The organism is Sphingomonas sp. BT-65 (assembly GCF_026107375.2).
In the GTDB taxonomy this organism is placed as follows: Bacteria; Pseudomonadota; Alphaproteobacteria; order Sphingomonadales; family Sphingomonadaceae; genus Sphingomonas.
In genome coordinates this window covers 2,428,438-2,444,761 of the sequence record NZ_JAPCIA010000001.1, presented here as the reverse complement: position 1 = coordinate 2,444,761, position 16,324 = coordinate 2,428,438, and the positions used below count along the sequence as shown (strand labels likewise).

Here is a 16,324-nt window from a genome sequence, read left to right as displayed (position 1 = left end):
CCGATCATGGTTGCTGACCACGATGCCTATATCGCCGAGGCTCCTGAAGCCCTTCGCCCGCTGCTGGTTCGATTGCGCACACAACTTGCGCACGCGCTGCCTGACGCCGAGGAAGTCATTGCCTATAAAATGCCCGGGTTCAGGATCGGACAATCCATCGTCGCCGGTTATGCCGCTTTCAGTAAGCAATGCGGCCTTTACCTATCGCCTTCCGCGATCGCGTCGCATGCCGGCGACATTGCCGCTGCCGGACTCAAGTCGACCAAGACCGGCGTCACCTTCTCGCCGAGCCAACCAATCCCTGACGCGCTCGTCGAGAAGCTCGCCCTCGCTTCCAGAAAGGATCAAAATCCCTGAGCCTTCGACAAGCTGACCGCGACTCCCTAGATCGGCGCGATGCTGATCCTCGGCCTCGAATCGAGTTGTGACGAAACCGCCGCTGCGCTGGTGACCAGTGATCGCACGATCCTGTCCCACCGGCTGGCGCGGCAGGATGAGGCGCATCGCCCGTTCGGCGGCGTGGTGCCCGAGATCGCGGCACGCGCGCATGTCGAGGCGCTGGGGCCGCTGATCGAAGCGGCGCTCGACGAGGCGAAGGTGCGCCTCGCCGATGTCGACGCGATCGCCGCCACCGCCGGCCCCGGGCTGATCGGTGGCGTCATGGTTGGGCTTGTCACTGGCAAGGCGCTGGCGCATGCCGCGAACAAGCCGCTGGTCGCGGTCAACCATCTCGAGGGGCACGCGCTCTCGCCGCGCCTTGCCGAGCCGGACCTCGCCTTCCCCTATCTGCTGCTGCTCGTCTCGGGCGGGCATTGCCAGCTGCTGCTGGTCGAGGGCGTCGGCCGCTACCGCCGCCTCGCCACCACGATCGACGATGCCGCGGGCGAGGCGTTCGACAAGACCGCCAAGCTGCTCGGCCTCGGCTTTCCCGGCGGCCCCGCGGTCGAACGCGCCGCGCTGGAGGGTGACCCCCGCGCCGTGCCGCTCCCCCGCCCGCTGGTCGGTTCGGGCGAGCCGCATTTCTCCTTCGCGGGCTTGAAAAGCGACGTTGCGCGCAAGGTCGGCAAGTTCCCGGCCGCCGATCTCGCCGCCTCGTTCCAGCAGGCGGTGGTCGACTGCCTGGTCGATCGCACGCGCATCGCGCTCGGCAAGGCGCCGCAGGCGACCGCGCTCGTCGTCGCCGGCGGGGTTGCGGCCAACACCGCCGTCCGGACCGCGCTCACCACGCTCGCTGCCGAGCATGGCTTGCCGTTCATCGCCCCGCCGCTCTGGCTCTGCACCGACAATGCCGCCATGATCGCCTGGGCCGGGGCCGAGCGGTTCGCGCTCGGCCTCATCGATCCGCTCGACCTGCCCGCGCGCCCGCGCTGGCCGCTCGATCCGGATGCGGAGAAGGTCCGGGGAGCGGGGGTGAAGGGATGAGGATCGGCGTAGTTGGCGGCGGCGCCTGGGGTACCGCCCTCGCCCAAGTCGCGGCACGCGGCGGCGAGCCGGTTACACTGTGGGCGCGTGAGGATGACGTCGTTGCGTCAGTCAACGCCGCGAATGAAAATACGCTGTTCCTCCCCGGCGTCCCGCTCTCTCCGTCGATCCGCGCCACCGGCGATCTCGCCGATCTCGCTGACGCCGAAGTGCTGCTGGTCGTCGTTCCGGCCCAGTTCCTGCGTTCGGTGCTCGCCGATCTGCCCGTCGCCGGCCGCCCGCTGGTACTCTGCGCCAAGGGGATCGAGGCCGGCACCCAGAAGCTCGTCGCCGAAGTCGCCCGCGAGCTGCATCCCGACGCGCCGGTGGCGGTACTCTCGGGACCCACCTTTGCGCACGAGGTCGCCAAGGGGCTGCCCACCGCGGTCACGCTCGCCTGCGAGGACGATGATTTACGCGATCGCCTTGCCGCGCGCCTCGCGGGTCCTGCTTTCCGCACCTATGGCTCCTCCGACGTCGCCGGCGCGGAGATCGGCGGCGCGGTCAAGAACGTGCTCGCCATCGCCTGCGGCGTGGTCGAGGGCGCGGGGCTCGGGCTCAACGCCCGTGCCGCGCTGATCGCGCGCGGCTTTGCCGAGATGACTCGCTTCGGGGTCGCGCGCGGCGGCCGGCCCGAGACGCTGGCGGGCCTGTCGGGGCTCGGCGATCTCGTGCTCACCTGCTCCTCGACCAATTCGCGCAATTTCTCGCTCGGCGTCGGCCTTGGTCAGGGCCGCAGCGCCGCCGAGCTGCTCGCCGACCGCCGCACCGTCGCCGAGGGTGCCGCCACCGCGCCGGTGCTGCGCGAGGCGGCGAAGGCGGCGGGGGTGGACATGCCGGTGACCGAAGCGGTCTGCGCATTGCTCGAGGGCACGCCGGTCGGCGCGGTCGTGGACGCGCTGCTCAGCCGGCCGCTCCGGGAGGAACACGCATGAGATGGGCGGCGCTGCTGCGTGGCATCAACCTCGGCAAGCGCCAGCTCAAATCGGCTGAGCTCAAGGCCGTGGTCGAGAGCATGGGCTTCACTGACGTCAAGACATTGCTCGCCTCGGGCAATGTCGTGTTCACCGCCGACGAGAAGGACGCCGCCGCGCTCGAGAAGAAGCTTCACGACGCGCTGGCGAAGGAGACTGGTCTCAAGTCCGAGATCTTCGTGCGCTCGCCCCAGGAGATGGCAGCGATCGTCGCCGCCAACCCTTTCCCCGAAGCCACCAGCGAACGCCCGAGTTTCGTCGTCGTCACCTTCCACCGCGCCCCGGTCGATAAAGCGGCGGTTGCGAGCCTCGCGGAACGCCACGACGGTCCCGAACGCATGCATGCCGTGGGGCGCGAACTCTATATCGATTTCCCGGACGGCCAGGGCCGCTCGACCCTCCACCCGGCGATGAGCAAGGCCAAGCTCGATCCGGTCAACACCGCGCGCAACTGGAACACCGTGCTCAAGATCCGCGACGCGCTCTGATCCTTTCCGTCACCATACTCTACCGTCGCCCTGAACTTGTTTCAGGGTCCATTTCTCCACACGCGACCAGGTCGCTGGTGGCACGATGGATGCTGAAACAAGTTCAGCATGACGGCGTGATAGATATGAATCGCCGAACTCAAAAATCGACCGCGATCCCCTTGCGCTCCCAATCGCCGTAGCGCGTTGGATCCTCGCCGAGCGGATCGGTCTCCGCCTTCTTCCCCGGCTCGGGCTTGGGCACCGGCGGGCTCTTCGAGAGATAGGCGGGCGGCTTCACGTGATCGGGGCGCTTGCCCATAAGTCGGTCCTGATTGCGGCGATGGCTTCGATCCCCCACATTGGGGATGTGGTTAGTCGGCTTCGCCGACCGGTACCAGCCCGCTCCCCCACCCGGCCACCCATATGATACTGCCGTTGGGTGGCCGGGTGGGGGAGCGGGCTGGTACCGCTACTAAATGGAGCATATCCAAGTGAACGGTTTCAAGACGGCCATGTTGCTCGCGGCGCTGACCGCGCTGTTCATGGCATTGGGTTTCACCATCGGCGGGCGCGGCGGGATGATCATCGCGCTGCTGGTCGCGGTGGGGATGAACCTCTTTACCTACTGGAACGCCGACAAGATCGTGCTGAAGATGCACGGCGCGCGTCAGGTCGATGCGGCCACCGCGCCCGAATTCCACGGGCTCGTCGCGGATCTCGCGCAGCGTGCGGGTCTGCCGATGCCGAAAGTGTACGTCATCGATTCGCCCCACCCCAACGCCTTCGCCACCGGCCGCAATCCCGAGAATGCGGCGGTCGCGGCGACCACCGGGCTGCTCAATCTCCTCGATCGTGACGAGATCGCCGGCGTGATGGCGCACGAGCTCGCCCATGTCCGCAACCGCGACACGCTGATCATGACGATGGTCGCGACGATCGCCGGCGCGATCTCGATGCTCGCCAATTTCGGCATGTTCTTCCGCGGCGGGAATGATCGCAGCGCGATCTTCGCCACGATCCTCGCGGTGATCGTCGCGCCCTTCGCCGCGATGATCGTGCAGATGGCGATCAGCCGCACGCGCGAGTACGGCGCCGATCGCGGCGGCGCGGAGATCTCGGGCAACCCGCGCGCGCTCGCCTCGGCGCTGGCCAAGCTCGCCCGCGGCGCCGCGGCGGTGCCCAACCCGGTCGCCGAACGCGTCCCCGCCGCCGCGCAGCTCTACATCGTCCCCGGCCTCGCCCGCGGCGGCGACAGCCTGTTCTCGACTCACCCCGACACCGGCAACCGCATCGCTGCGCTGGAAGCCCTCGCGCAGGAAATGGGTGCCCCGGCCGCGGTTGACACCTCGCCGGAAACCCCCTCGAATCTGTCAGCTATGTCAACCACCCGACCTTCCGCGCTCGGCATCAAACCGGTGCCCCGCCGCTCCAGCAGCGCCCTCGATCCCAATCGGCGCGGCTAGGCCTTGGCGCGTCCGCCTTCCGATCCGCCCGGCGTCCCCGCACGCCGGGCTGCGCTGCGTCTGCTCGATGCGGTGCTGCGCCGCGGTCTCGCGATCGAGCAGGCGCTCGATGCGTCCACTGCGGGGCTGCCGCCACCTGACCGTGGCTTGGCCCATGCCATTACCGCCGAGGTGCTGCGCTGGCTCGCCGATCTCGACGCGCTGATCGACAGCGCGACCCGCCAACGCCTGCCCGACGATGCCAAGGCCCGCTTCGCCCTGCGCATCGCGCTCGCCCAGTCGCTCCGCCTCGGTACCCCGCCCCATGCTGCGATCTCGACCGTGCTGCCGTTGGTCGACGGGGGGCCGCGCAAGCTGGTCCATGGCGTGTTCGGCACGCTGAACCGCAGCGGGGCCGCGTTGCCGGAGTATCCGTCGTTCCCCGCCCAGGTCCATGCCCGCATCGCAGGCAACTGGGGCGAGCGGGTCGCGCAAGCCACGGCCGCCGCCATCGCCGCGCCGCCGCTGCTCGATCTCACGCTGCGAAGCGATGTGACGGAGCTCGGCGGCGAAAGCCTGCTTCCCAATCATCGCCGCATTACTGGCGACACGTCGGTCCCCGAGCTACCCGGCTATGCCGAGGGCCATTGGTGGGTGCAGGATCTCGCCGCCTCGCTGCCCGCACGCCTGATCGGCGGCGGTACCGGCCGCGTGCTCGACCTCTGCGCCGCGCCGGGCGGCAAGACGCTCCAGCTCGCCGCCTCCGGCTGGGAGGTTACCGCGGTCGACATCTCGGAAAGTCGTCTGGCGCGACTTTCCGAGAATCTGGCCCGCACCGGTCTCTCGGCCAACATCGTCACCGCCGATCTCCTGACCTGGGAGCCGGGCTTCGAGGCCGACGCGGTCTTGCTCGACGCGCCGTGCAGCGCCACCGGCATCTTCCGCCGCCATCCCGACGTGCTCCACCGCGTGCGCCCGCGTGTGATCGCCGAGATGGCCGAGCTTCAGGCGCAGCTGCTTCCCCGCGCCGCGCGCTGGGTGCGCCCCGGCGGACTGCTGGTCTACGCCACCTGCTCGCTCGAGCCCGAGGAGGGCGAGCGCCAGATCGAGCGATTCCTTGCCGAGCATCCGGAATTCGCGATCGACCGCGTCCTCGCCGACGAGCTGCCCGAGGGCCTCGTCGCGCACGCGCGCGGCTGGCTGCGCACGCTTCCCGGCATGCTCGCGGAACAAGGCGGCCTCGACGGCTTTTTCATGGTGCGCCTCATGCGTGTTGCGGGCGATTCGGGAGATGTTAAAGGACCGATATGACTTCCGTCCGCATCGCCCCCTCGATCCTCTCCGCCGACTTCGCCAAATTGGGGGAGGAAGTGCGCGCGATCGACGAGGCGGGGGCGGACTGGATCCATATCGACGTGATGGACGGCCATTTCGTGCCCAACCTCACCATCGGCCCGGCGGTGATCAAGGCGCTGCGCCCGCACAGCGCCAAGCCGTTCGACGTCCACCTGATGATCGCGCCGGTCGATCCGATGCTCCAGGCGTTCGCCGATGCCGGCGCCGATTGCCTCTCGGTCCATCCCGAGAGCGGTCCGCATCTCCACCGCACGATCCAGACGATCAAGGGCCTCGGCAAGCGCGCCGGCGTGGTGCTCAATCCGGCGACGCCGATCGACGCGGTCGATCACGTCATGGACATGATCGACCTGATCCTGGTGATGAGCGTCAACCCAGGCTTCGGCGGCCAGAAATTCATCGAGAGCCAACTTGCGAAGATTTCGGCATTGCGTGCGAAGATCGACACCAGCGGCCGCCACATCGATCTCGAGGTCGATGGCGGAGTCGATCAGGGCAATGCGGCGCGCGTCATCGCCGCGGGCGCCGACGCGCTGGTCGCCGGCACTGCGGCGTTCAAGGGCGGCCCGTCCGCCTATGCTGATAATATCCGGGCGTTGCGCGCGGGGTGAGTGATCAGGAAGACGACCGCGCCGTCGATGGGCCCAATGCCGACGGGATCGAGCAAGGCAAGCGGCTGATCCGGACCGGAGGCGACCGGGGCCTCTCGCTCGCCGATCGCCTGTCCGAGCATTTCCATCGTCTCACCTGGCGCACCCCGATCCACGGCCTGCGGCTCAAGGGCCGCTACCCGCTCAAGCTGATCGCGGTCGCCGACGATCCCTTTCTCGGCGATCCGGCGCGCGGCAACGCGCTGCTCGACGGCAAGCTCTCCTTCCGCGGCGAGAACCACGTCGTCGTGACGCTCGATCCGGCCAAGCCCGGCTGGTCCAAACCGTTCGGCGACTATTTCCACAGCTTCGCCTGGCTGCGCGATCTCTCGACGGTCGCGACCCGGCAACAGGCCGCGCCGGTGGCCGAGGCGCTGATGCGCAAATGGCTCGGCGTCCATGCCGACAAGGTCACCGATCCCGCCTGGCGTGCGGATCTGTGGGGCCGCCGCATCCTGTTCTGGACCGCACACGCGCCGCTGATCCTCTCCAGCACCGATCTCGTCTATCGCTCGAAGGTGCTGCACACGCTCGCGCGGGGTGCGCGGCATCTTGACCGCACCGCCGACCGCGTCCCGCTCGGCGCACCGCGTATCGCGGCGTGGTGCGGCGTGCTCGCGGCTGGGCTGATGATCCCCGGCGGCGATCCGCGCCGCGCCTTTGGCGAAGCGGGTCTGGCCCGGGCGCTGGCGGGATCGGTGAGTGAGGACGGCGGCATCACCGGCCGCTCGCCGCTCGCATTGCTCGACGCGATCATGCTGCTGACGCTGCTGCGCGAGACCTATGCGGCACGCCGCCTCGATCCGCCTGAAACGCAGAGCCGTGCGCTTACTAGGATGGTCACGGCATTGCTTGGCGTCTGCCATGGCGACCGCGGGCTCGCGAGCTGGCAGGGTGGCTTGCCGCTTGGTGGCGACCGGATCGACGAGATCGTCGCGGCGACCAGCGTGCGCGTCCGACCGCTGCGTCAGGCGCATGAATGGGGCTATCAGCGCCTCACCCAGCAGCGCACCGTGCTGATCGTCGACGCCGCCCCGCCGCCGATCGCGCGCGTGATGGAAGGCGGCTGCGCTTCTACCCTCGCCTTTGAATTCTCCGACGGTCCCGACCGCATCGTCGTGAGCTGTGGCGGCGCACGCGGTGCGGACCTGCGCCTTCCCGCCGGGCTCGCCGAGGGATTGCGCACCACCGCCGCGCACTCGACATTGGTGGTCCGCGACAGCAACTCGACCGCGATCCATCCCGACGGCACGCTCGGCCGTGGCGTTGCGGAGATGGAGCTCAGCCGTCAGGAAACCGACACGGCCAGCCGGATCGAGGCGAGCCACGACGGCTATGTCCGGCGCCACGGCGTCATCCATCGCCGCCGCATCGCGCTCGGCGCCGACGGGCGTGACGTGCGCGGCGAGGACAGCCTGATCCCCGCCGGCCGCCGGGGCAAGCCGGGTCCGATCCCCTTCGTGATCCGCTTCCACCTTCATCCGGGGGTGCAGATCTCGCCGACCGCCGACGGCGCGGGCGCGCTGCTCCGCACGCCCTCGGGCGCGGCGTGGCAGTTCCGCGCGGGCGGCGCGGCGCTCGGGATCGAGGAAAGCGTGTGGGTCGACGGGCGCGGCATTCCGCGCGAAACCCAGCAGCTTGTGCTGACCGGCGAGTCCCCCCCGGGCGGCGCCAGCATCTCCTGGCTGTTCCACCGCGCGCGTTAGTTTTCTGGTTCAGCAAAGCTGAACCGGTTGCGGCACCGGCCCGCTCCCCCACCCGGCCACCCATAGGGTACTATCGTTGGGTGGCCGGGTGGGGGAGCGGGCCGGTGCCGCAACTCGGGGCTTGCAGCGCAAGCTCCGCAGACTAAAGCGCCGCCCATGACCAGCATCCCCATCAAGCGCGCCCTTCTCTCGGTCTCCGACAAGACCGGCATCGTCGAACTCGGCCAGGCGCTTGCCACCAGGGGCGTCGAGCTGGTCTCGACCGGCGGCACCGCCAAGGCGCTGCGCGATGCCGGGCTCGCAGTGCGCGACATCTCCGACCTCACCGGTTTCCCCGAGATGATGGACGGCCGCGTCAAGACGCTGCACCCGGTGGTCCATGGCGGGCTGCTCGCGGTGCGCGACGATGCGCAGCACGTGGCTTCGGCTGGCGAGCATGCGATCGGGATGATCGACCTGGTCGTGGTGAACCTCTATCCCTTCGCCCAGACCGTCGCGAAGGGCGCGGACCGCGACGAGATCATTGAGAATATCGATATCGGCGGCCCGTCGATGGTGCGCTCGGCCGCCAAGAACCACGCCTATGTCGCGATCGTCACCGATCCCGCCGACTATGACGTGGTCGCCAAGGGCGAGACCGATCTGGAAGACCGCCGCCGCTTCGCCGCCAAGGCCTATGCGCTGACCGCGCAATATGACGCAGCGATCGCGTCGTGGTTTGCCTTCGCCGATCAGAGCGAGCGCTTCCCGGCCACGTTGCCGCTCGTGTTCAAGCGTGGCGAGGAACTGCGCTATGGCGAGAACCCCCACCAGGCGGCGGCGCTCTATCTGCCCGCCGGGCCGGCCGCTTCGGGTATCGCGCAGGCCGAGCAGCTCCAGGGCAAGGAGCTCAGCTACAACAACTATAACGACGCCGACGCCGCGCTCGAGCTGGTCAGCGAATTCCGCGACGGCCCGCCGACGGTGGTGATCGTCAAGCACGCCAACCCCTGCGGCGTCGCCACCGCCGACACGCTGGTCGACGCCTACAAGGCCGCGCTCGCCTGCGACTCGGTGTCGGCGTTCGGCGGGATCATCGCGCTCAACCGTCCGCTCGACGCGGAAACGGCGAAGGCGATCAGCGAGATCTTCACCGAAGTCGTCGTCGCCCCCGGCGCGAGCGACGAGGCGAAGGCGATCTTCGCCGCCAAGAAGAACCTGCGCCTGCTGGTGTGCGACGCGCTCCCCGATCCGGCGCGCCCGGGGCTGATGCTCAAGACGATCGCGGGCGGCGCGCTGGTCCAGTCGCGCGACAATGGCCGGGTGGCTGAGGCCGACCTCAAGGTCGTGACCAAGCGCGCGCCGACGAGCCAAGAGCTCGCCGACTGCCTGTTCGCCTGGACCGTCGCCAAGCACGTCAAGTCGAACGCGATCGTCTATGCCAGGGACGGCAGCACCGCGGGTGTCGGCGCGGGGCAGATGAACCGCCTCGAATCCGCGCGCATCGCCGCATGGAAGGCGAAGGACGCCGCCGACAAGGCCGGCTGGGCCGAGCCGCGCACGATCGGCAGCGCAGTCGCCTCGGACGCCTTCTTCCCCTTCGCCGACGGCCTGCTCGCGGCGGTGGAGGCGGGGGCGACGGCGGTGATCCAGCCTGGCGGCTCGATCCGCGACGAGGAGGTCATTGCGGCGGCCGACGAGGCAGGGCTGGCGATGGTGTTCACGGGAATGCGCCACTTCCGGCACTGAGGTTCAGGCGACCGCGCTGCCCTCCTTGGGCAGCTTCTTGAACAGCTTGCGGTCCTCTTCGCCGAACGCCCATTTGCCGATCACGGCGAAATAGGTGAGGAAGATCGCCGGTACGCCCACCGACAGCTCGACCCATTCGAGATGATGCGGCAACTGGGTGAACGCCCAGCCGACGGTTCCCGCCACCATGATCGCCGCGACGAAGCCGGGGCGCAGGCTGAACACCGATGCCTTGGTCATCCGCGCCAGCATCCAGCATTTGATCGTGGAGCCCAGCGCTAGCGTCACCGCTAACGCCACCGCCGGGCCGGCCGCCTGATAGTTCACGTCCCAGCCGAAATCGCGCATCAGGAATACCAGTGCGAAGCTCAGCGCCGCTTGGAAGCCGAGCAGCAGCATCGACACCATCAGATTGCGGTGCCGCGCCATATAGACGAGGCCGGCCTCCGAGACCGCGCCGGGCGAGGCGAGCACCTCGGCGGCGAGCAGGAAGCACAAGGCACCCGCGCCCGCGACGAACTGCGGGCCGACCACGCCCATCACGCCCTCGGCCGGGATGCCACCCATCAGCAGCAATGCGGCCTGCGCGGTGATGATCCAGAACGCGACCTGCTTGACCTGATACGCGATCGCGGCCCGGTTTCCGGCGGCGAGATTGCGCGCGATCACCGGCCCAAGGATCGGATCGAAGCTGGTCTTGAGCTTCTGCGGGATCGAGGCGACCTGCTGCGCCATGTAATAGATGCCGACGATCGCCGGCGGGAACAGCAGGCCGAGGATGAAGCGATCGATGTTGCGCGTGCCCCATTCGATCGCGTCGGCGCCGGCGAGCGGCACGTTGCGCCGCGCGAGCTGAAGCAATGGCGTCACTCGCGGCGACCAGCCGTGCGGCAGGCCGTAGCTGCGGATGAAGGGGATCAGGCTGGCGATCAGCGCCGCGGCCATCGACAGCACATAGGCGATGATCAACCCGTCGCGCGACGAGGCATAGTAGAGCACCCAAGCGCCGATGCTGATCGTCCACGGCTCGACGATCGCGCGCGCGGTCACCGCCGCCTTCACATTGCCGCGATAGGCGAGTGCGGCGAGGCTGACGTCGGACCAGGCGATCGCGAAGACGATCACGGGCAGCAGACCCTCCAGCCCGGTGACCTGGCTGTTGGCGTACATGATCTGGGGGAAGGTGAAGAGCACCGCGCTCGCGATCATCGACACGACGAAGGCGACGACCATGCCGTCCCACACGACATGCGCATGCGGCCGGTCGGTCGAGGCCAGCGCCTGCGCGAGCCCGCGCTTGAGGCCGAGCGTCGCGAGCAGCGCCGCGAGCTCGACCACCACGATCGCAAGCGCGAACCGCCCGACGATCTCCGGCCCGTAGAGGCGCCCGGCGATGAACAGGAAGGGCAGCCGCGCGGCGAGCCGCAGGACGAATCCGAAGAAGTTGGTCCGCCCGCCCTTGGCGAGTGCTGCGATGTCGTCGGAAGGCGCCGGACGCGCGTCGGCGGTCACGCGCCGACCTCAACCGCGCACTGCAGGCGGCGTCGAGAAGCCTCTCCGATCCCCATGTCCCAGCCGGTTTCGCCCCAAACGAACGCAATATCCAGTGTCAATGCGCCGCGCCCCAGCTCGGCCCGGTGCCGATCTCGACGCCGAGCGGCACGGTGAGCTTAACTGCTGGTTCGGCCGCCGTCTCCATCACATGACGGATGATCGGCGTCGCCGCTTCCACATCGCGCTCGGGGAGCTCGAACACCAGTTCGTCGTGCACCTGCATCAGCATCCTGACGTCATGCAGGCCCGCGTCCCGCAGCGCCGGGCCCATCCGCGCCATCGCGCGCTTGATGATGTCGGCGCTGGTGCCCTGGATCGGCGCGTTGATCGCGGCGCGCTCGCTGCCGCCGCGTTCGTTGGGGTTGGGCGACTTGAGGCGCGGGAAATGCGTCTTCCGGCCGAACAGTGTCTCGGTATAGCCGCGCGCCTTGGCGTCGTTGAGCGTGTCGGCGATGTAGCGGCTGATGCCGGGGAAGCGCTCGAAATAGCGGTCGATCATCGCCTGCGCCTCGTCGGGCGTCACATCGAGCCGGCCGGCGAGGCCCCAGCGCGAGATGCCGTAGAGGATCGCGAAGTTGATCGTCTTCGCCCGGCCACGGGTATCCCGGTTCACCTCGCCGAACAGCTCGGTCGCGGTCAAATTGTGGATGTCGTCGCCGCGCTCGAATGCCTCGCGCAGCTGCGGCACGTCAGCGATGTGCGCCGCAAGCCGCAGCTCGATCTGCGAATAGTCGGCCGAGAGGATGACGTTGCCCGGCTCGGCGACGAACGCGTCGCGGATCTGCCGCCCGACCTCGGTCCGCACCGGGATGTTCTGGAGGTTGGGGTCGGTCGATGAAAGCCGCCCGGTCTGCGCGCCGGTGAGCGAGTAGCTGGTGTGCACGCGCCCGGTCGCGGGGTTGATCTGCGCCTGCAGCGCGTCGGTATAGGTGGATTTGAGCTTGGTGAGCTGGCGCCAGTCGAGCACCTTGACCACCATTTCGCGACCCGGGGAGTCCTTGTCCGCGGCGATCCGCTCGAGCTCGTTGACGTCGGTCGAATAGACCCCCGACTTGCCCTTGCGCCCGCCCTTGATGCCCATCTTATCGAACAGCACGTCGCCGAGCTGCTTGGGGCTGCCGATGGTGAACTTGAATCCGGCTAGGCCGTGGATCTCCTCCTCGAGCGCCGCGATCTGCTTGGAGAAGTCGTCGGAGAGCTTCGCCAGCACCCCGGCATCGACCTTGACCCCGGCCAGCTCCATGCTGGCGATCACCCGGGCGAGCGGCCGGTCGACCATCTCGTAGACGCGCGTCGAGCCCTCGAACGGCAGCCGCGGCTTGAAGCGGCGCCACAGCCGCAGCGTGACGTCGGCATCCTCGGCGGCATAGCGCGTCGCGGCCTTGAGATCGACCTCGTTGAAGCTGAGCTGCTTCTTCCCCGCGCCGACCACGTCCTTGTAGGCGATGCACGAGTGCGACAGGTGAGTCGCGGCCAGCTCGTCCATGCCATGGCCATGCAGGCCCGCATCGAGGTCGAAGCTCATCACGATCGTGTCGTCATAGGGCGCGACGTCGATCCCGACCCGGGACAATACGATCAGGTCGTATTTGATGTTGTGCCCGATCTTGAGCACCGCCGGATCTTCGAGCAACGGCTTGAGCTTGGCGATCACCAGGTCGCGGTCGAGTTGGACTGGCTTCTCGGCGAACATGTCGGTGCCGCCATGCGCCATCGGGATGTAGCAGGCGAGGTTGGGATGAAGCGCCATGCTCACCCCGACCAGCTCGGCGCGGGTCGCGTCGACGCCGGTGGTCTCGGTGTCGATCGCCACCCAGCCCTGGTGCTTCGCCACGGTGATCCAGCGATCGAGCGCGGTCTCGTCCACCACCGTCTCGTAATTGTCGTGGTCGCAGGGCGGATCCTCGGGCAGCGGCACCGGCTCGGGGCTCTCGACCGGCGCGTCGGCGACGGTCGCCGCCGAGCTCAGCCGCGCGAGCAGCGACTTGAAGCCGTGATGCTCGAGAAACGCGCGCAGCGGCGCATCGGGGATGCCCTTGAGCTCGAGTTCCTCGAGCGGATCGGGCAGCGGCACGTCGCACGACAGCTCGACCAGCTTGCGCGACAGCCGCGCCATCTCGGCATGCTCGATCAGATTGTCGCGCAGCTTGCCCGGCTTCATCGACGGCGCCGCGGCGAGCACCGCCTCGACATCGCCATGCTCGGCGATCAGCTTGGCCGCGGTCTTGGGGCCGACACCGGGGACGCCGGGCACATTGTCGACGCTGTCGCCCATCAGCGCCAGCACCTCGCCGAGCTTGTCGGGATAGACGCCGAACTTCTCGAACGTCGCCTCCGGCCCCAGCCGGCGGTTGTTCATCGTGTCGAGCATGTCGACCGACGGATCGGTCATCAGCTGCATCAGATCTTTGTCGGAGCTGACGATCGTGACCGACCAACCCTGCGCCAGCGCGGCCTTGGTATAGGATGCGATCAGGTCGTCGGCTTCCCAGCCCAGTTCCTCGATGCACGGCAGGCTGAAGGCGCGTGTCGCATCGCGGATCATTGGGAATTGCGGGACGAGATCCTCAGGCGCGGGCGGGCGGTGCGCCTTGTACTGGTCGTAGAGATCGTTGCGGAAGGTGTGCTCGCTCTTGTCGAGGATCACCGCCATGTGCGTCGGGCCGTCGGCCTTGTTGAGCTCGTCGGCGAGCTTCCACAGCATCGTGGTGTAGCCATAGACCGCGCCGACCGGCTCGCCATGCTTGTTGGTGAGCGGCGGCAGCCGGTGATAGGCGCGGAAGATATAGCCGGAGCCGTCGACCAGATAGAGATGGGGCATGGTCGGGAGATAGCCCATGCCGCGGACGGCTCAAACTATTTCGCGGCGTTTGTGTGGATCCGCTCACGCGGATGCGGCACCGGCCCGCTCCCCCACCCGGCCACCCATAAAATACTGTCGTTGGGTGGCCGGGTGGGGGAGCGGGCCGGTGCCGCCACGATTCGGCGAAAGCCGGATCGTCACCTAACGCGCATCGTGGAAGATGATGCCGAGCGTATGCCGCCGCCCGCGCCGGACCGCGCTCACCCCGTGCCGCATCGTCACGCGATAGTCGCCGCGGCCACCGCGCACCGGCCGCTGGTTGACGGCGAACACCACTGCATCGCCCTGGCCGAGCGGCACCACCGCCGCGCGCGACTGCATCCGCGGCCGCTGCTCGGTCAGCACCAGCTCGCCGCCGTCGAAGTCCGCGCCGGGCGCCGAGAGCAGCACCGCGACCTGGAGCGGGAAGACGTGATCGCCGTACAAGTCCTGATGCAGGCAGTTATAGTCGCCGGGGCCGTAGCGCAGCAGCAGCGGTGTCGGACGGGTCTGCCCGCCCGCCCGGCATTCGGCCAGGAACTCCTCATGCGCCACGGGAAAGCGCCGGCTCAATCCCATCCGGTCGTGCCAGCGGTTGGCGATGTCCGCGAGATGCGGATAGACCGCGGCGCGCAGCGCCGACACCAGCGGCGGCAACGGATAGGCGAAGTAGCGATATTCGCCGCGCCCGAACCCGTGCCGCGCCATCGTCACCGTGCTGCGGAATGGCGCATCCGCGTCATAGATCCCAGCGAGAGTCGTGCATGCGCTGGCGGAGAGCAGGCCGGGCAGCACCGCCCAGCCTTCCTGATCGAGCGCGGTTTCGATGGCGGGCCAGTCGTGGCGAGCGGGCGTAGAGGTCATGCCGCGGCGTCTAGGCCGCGCCCGCGCGCCATGCTTCCCGGAGCTTGCGCCCGAACTTACAGCTGATGATTGGCGACGACCGCGGCGACCACCGCCTGCATCAGCTCCTGGCGTTCCTTGATCGTCCGCGGCGTGTCGCCGATCATCACCGCGATCGAATAGGCCTTGCCGTCGGGCGCGGTCAGGATGCCGACATCGTTATAGCCCGCGGTGCGCCCGCCCAGATTCTGGCCGGTGCCGGTCTTGTGCCCGAAGCTCCAGCCCGGCGGGACGGCGCCGCGCAGCCGGAACTTGCCGGTGCGCGAGGCTTCCATCACCGTCATCAGCCAACGGCTCGACGAAGGGGACAGGACTTCCCCCGCCTTGAGTCGGGCCAGCGCCAGCGCGATCGCGGCCGGCGCGGCGCCGTCGGGCGGATCGGCGACATAGGCGTTGAACGCCGCGCGCCGCACTGTCGGAGAAAGCGCCGCGCGCGCCTGATAGAATGCGCGCCCGACCGAATATTCGGGCCTCCATTCGAGGCCCGCGGTGCCGGCCTGCAGCAACCGTTCGCCCGGGCCGAAGCGGATGTCGCCCAGCCCCTTGTCGCGGATGAAGGCGCGCACCGCCTCGGGACCGCCGACCAGATGGAGCAGCCGGTCGTTGGCGGTGTTGTCGCTCTGCTGCATCGCGCGCAGCAGCAGCTCGCGCACCGTAGTGCGGTAGACGCCGTCCTTCACGACGAGCGCGGCGATCGGCTGGTGGAAGACGGTGAGGTTCTCGCGCGTCAGCGTCACCGGATCGTCGAGCGTCAGCTGGCCGCGGTCGCGCGCGTCGAGCACGGTCATCGCCACCCACAGCTTGGAGACACTCTGCTGCGGCATGCGCCGCGCGCCGTTGGCGTCGACCTGCCAGCCGGCGTCGAGGCTGCGCACCGAGACCCCGACGACGCCGCCGAAATTGCGCGCGAGCGTGGCGATACTCGACTGAAGCATGGCCGGCGCCGGCGCGACCGGCAGTGGCCGCGGCGCCGGCGGAAGGCTCATCGTGACGCGATAGCTCGGCGGCACCAGGTTATGCGGCACCTCTTGCGAATGCACCCCCGCGCCGATCAGCAGCGCGGGCGCGAGCCCGCACAGCGTCAATGCCCGTTGAACGATCGAGAAATCCTGAATTGCCAACACGCTCACACTGCCCCTTGCCCAATGTGATTATGTCTCCATGAACCGGGCTGGTTCAAGCACATTGATGCCAAGCTGCGACGAATGCCGCGAATATGACGGTAAAGCGTGAACAAA

14 protein-coding genes are annotated in these 16,324 nt (G+C 68.6%); 9 read left to right on the top strand and 5 right to left on the bottom strand.

What is annotated here, in order from left to right:
* The first annotated feature begins 6 nt into the window (after positions 1–6).
* From OK349_RS11640 to OK349_RS11625, 4 genes are read left to right on the top strand one after another with little or no spacing between them, the layout of a single operon-like run.
* The gene (locus tag OK349_RS11640; protein ID WP_265117966.1) at positions 7–357 is read left to right on the top strand and encodes an iron chaperone; all 351 of its coding nucleotides are present in this window, start codon (positions 7–9) and stop codon (positions 355–357) included.
* A gap of 39 nt (positions 358–396) precedes the next feature.
* Positions 397–1,422, top strand: a complete 1,026-nt coding sequence (gene tsaD / locus OK349_RS11635; RefSeq protein WP_265117965.1) for a tRNA (adenosine(37)-N6)-threonylcarbamoyltransferase complex transferase subunit TsaD — start codon at positions 397–399, stop codon at positions 1,420–1,422.
* On the top strand, positions 1,419–2,396 hold the full coding sequence (locus OK349_RS11630; RefSeq protein ID WP_265117964.1) for an NAD(P)H-dependent glycerol-3-phosphate dehydrogenase: 978 nt from the start codon (positions 1,419–1,421) through the stop codon (positions 2,394–2,396). Before tsaD ends, OK349_RS11630 begins: the two co-directional genes overlap by 4 nt.
* Positions 2,393–2,923 carry a DUF1697 domain-containing protein gene (locus tag OK349_RS11625; protein WP_265117963.1) on the top strand — a complete coding sequence of 177 codons (531 nt, stop codon included), beginning with the start codon at positions 2,393–2,395 and terminating at the stop codon, positions 2,921–2,923. Before OK349_RS11630 ends, OK349_RS11625 begins: the two co-directional genes overlap by 4 nt.
* Before the next feature lie 139 nt (positions 2,924–3,062).
* On the opposite strand, the gene OK349_RS11620 is transcribed toward OK349_RS11625, so the two are convergent.
* Complete coding sequence (locus OK349_RS11620; RefSeq protein WP_265117962.1) at positions 3,063–3,224, bottom strand: DUF1674 domain-containing protein; 162 nt, start codon at positions 3,222–3,224, stop codon at positions 3,063–3,065.
* Positions 3,225–3,396: 172 nt separating this feature from the next.
* Between OK349_RS11620 and htpX the strand changes: the two genes are divergently transcribed.
* From htpX to purH, 5 genes are all read left to right on the top strand, one after another.
* Positions 3,397–4,368: a zinc metalloprotease HtpX gene (gene htpX, locus OK349_RS11615; RefSeq protein WP_265117961.1), complete on the top strand. Its 972-nt coding sequence runs from the start codon at positions 3,397–3,399 to the stop codon at positions 4,366–4,368.
* 3 nt (positions 4,369–4,371) lie between these two features.
* Positions 4,372–5,658, top strand: coding sequence for an RsmB/NOP family class I SAM-dependent RNA methyltransferase (locus tag OK349_RS11610; protein ID WP_265117960.1), 1,287 nt, complete (start codon positions 4,372–4,374; stop codon positions 5,656–5,658).
* Positions 5,655–6,314: a ribulose-phosphate 3-epimerase gene (rpe, locus tag OK349_RS11605; protein WP_265117959.1), complete on the top strand. Its 660-nt coding sequence runs from the start codon at positions 5,655–5,657 to the stop codon at positions 6,312–6,314. The genes OK349_RS11610 and rpe overlap by 4 nt, the downstream gene beginning before the upstream one ends.
* Positions 6,311–8,059, top strand: a complete 1,749-nt coding sequence (locus tag OK349_RS11600; protein ID WP_265117958.1) for a heparinase II/III family protein — start codon at positions 6,311–6,313, stop codon at positions 8,057–8,059. Before rpe ends, OK349_RS11600 begins: the two co-directional genes overlap by 4 nt.
* Positions 8,060–8,215: 156 nt before the next feature.
* Positions 8,216–9,787, top strand: coding sequence for a bifunctional phosphoribosylaminoimidazolecarboxamide formyltransferase/IMP cyclohydrolase (gene purH / locus OK349_RS11595; RefSeq protein WP_265117957.1), 1,572 nt, complete (start codon positions 8,216–8,218; stop codon positions 9,785–9,787).
* Positions 9,788–9,790: 3 nt separating this feature from the next.
* Here purH and OK349_RS11590 read toward each other — a convergent pair whose 3' ends face one another.
* The 4 genes from OK349_RS11590 to OK349_RS11575 all read right to left on the bottom strand — a co-directional run bounded on the left by OK349_RS11590 (position 9,791) and on the right by OK349_RS11575 (position 16,210).
* On the bottom strand, positions 9,791–11,299 hold the full coding sequence (locus OK349_RS11590) for a lipopolysaccharide biosynthesis protein (RefSeq protein WP_265117956.1): 1,509 nt from the start codon (positions 11,297–11,299) through the stop codon (positions 9,791–9,793).
* A 97-nt stretch (positions 11,300–11,396) separates the two neighbouring features.
* Positions 11,397–14,162, bottom strand: a complete 2,766-nt coding sequence (gene polA / locus OK349_RS11585; RefSeq protein ID WP_265117955.1) for a DNA polymerase I — start codon at positions 14,160–14,162, stop codon at positions 11,397–11,399.
* 183 nt (positions 14,163–14,345) lie between these two features.
* Positions 14,346–15,047, bottom strand: coding sequence for a 2OG-Fe(II) oxygenase (locus tag OK349_RS11580; protein WP_265117954.1), 702 nt, complete (start codon positions 15,045–15,047; stop codon positions 14,346–14,348).
* A gap of 56 nt (positions 15,048–15,103) precedes the next feature.
* Positions 15,104–16,210, bottom strand: a complete 1,107-nt coding sequence (locus OK349_RS11575) for a serine hydrolase (RefSeq protein WP_372340572.1) — start codon at positions 16,208–16,210, stop codon at positions 15,104–15,106.
* Positions 16,211–16,324 lie beyond the last annotated feature (114 nt).

What these genes read in the sequence shown, in the direction of transcription:
- purH (WP_265117957.1), top strand. Translation starts at nt 8,216, where the DNA reads ATGACCAGCATCCCCATCAAGCGCGCCCTTCTCTCGGTCTCCGACAAG.
- polA (WP_265117955.1), bottom strand. Translation starts at nt 14,162, where the DNA reads ATGCCCCATCTCTATCTGGTCGACGGCTCCGGCTATATCTTCCGCGCC.
- rpe (WP_265117959.1), top strand. Translation starts at nt 5,655, where the DNA reads ATGACTTCCGTCCGCATCGCCCCCTCGATCCTCTCCGCCGACTTCGCC.
- tsaD (WP_265117965.1), top strand. Translation starts at nt 397, where the DNA reads ATGCTGATCCTCGGCCTCGAATCGAGTTGTGACGAAACCGCCGCTGCG.
- OK349_RS11620 (WP_265117962.1), bottom strand. Translation starts at nt 3,224, where the DNA reads ATGGGCAAGCGCCCCGATCACGTGAAGCCGCCCGCCTATCTCTCGAAG.
- OK349_RS11580 (WP_265117954.1), bottom strand. Translation starts at nt 15,047, where the DNA reads ATGACCTCTACGCCCGCTCGCCACGACTGGCCCGCCATCGAAACCGCG.
- OK349_RS11625 (WP_265117963.1), top strand. Translation starts at nt 2,393, where the DNA reads ATGAGATGGGCGGCGCTGCTGCGTGGCATCAACCTCGGCAAGCGCCAG.
- OK349_RS11640 (WP_265117966.1), top strand. Translation starts at nt 7, where the DNA reads ATGGTTGCTGACCACGATGCCTATATCGCCGAGGCTCCTGAAGCCCTT.
- OK349_RS11630 (WP_265117964.1), top strand. Translation starts at nt 1,419, where the DNA reads ATGAGGATCGGCGTAGTTGGCGGCGGCGCCTGGGGTACCGCCCTCGCC.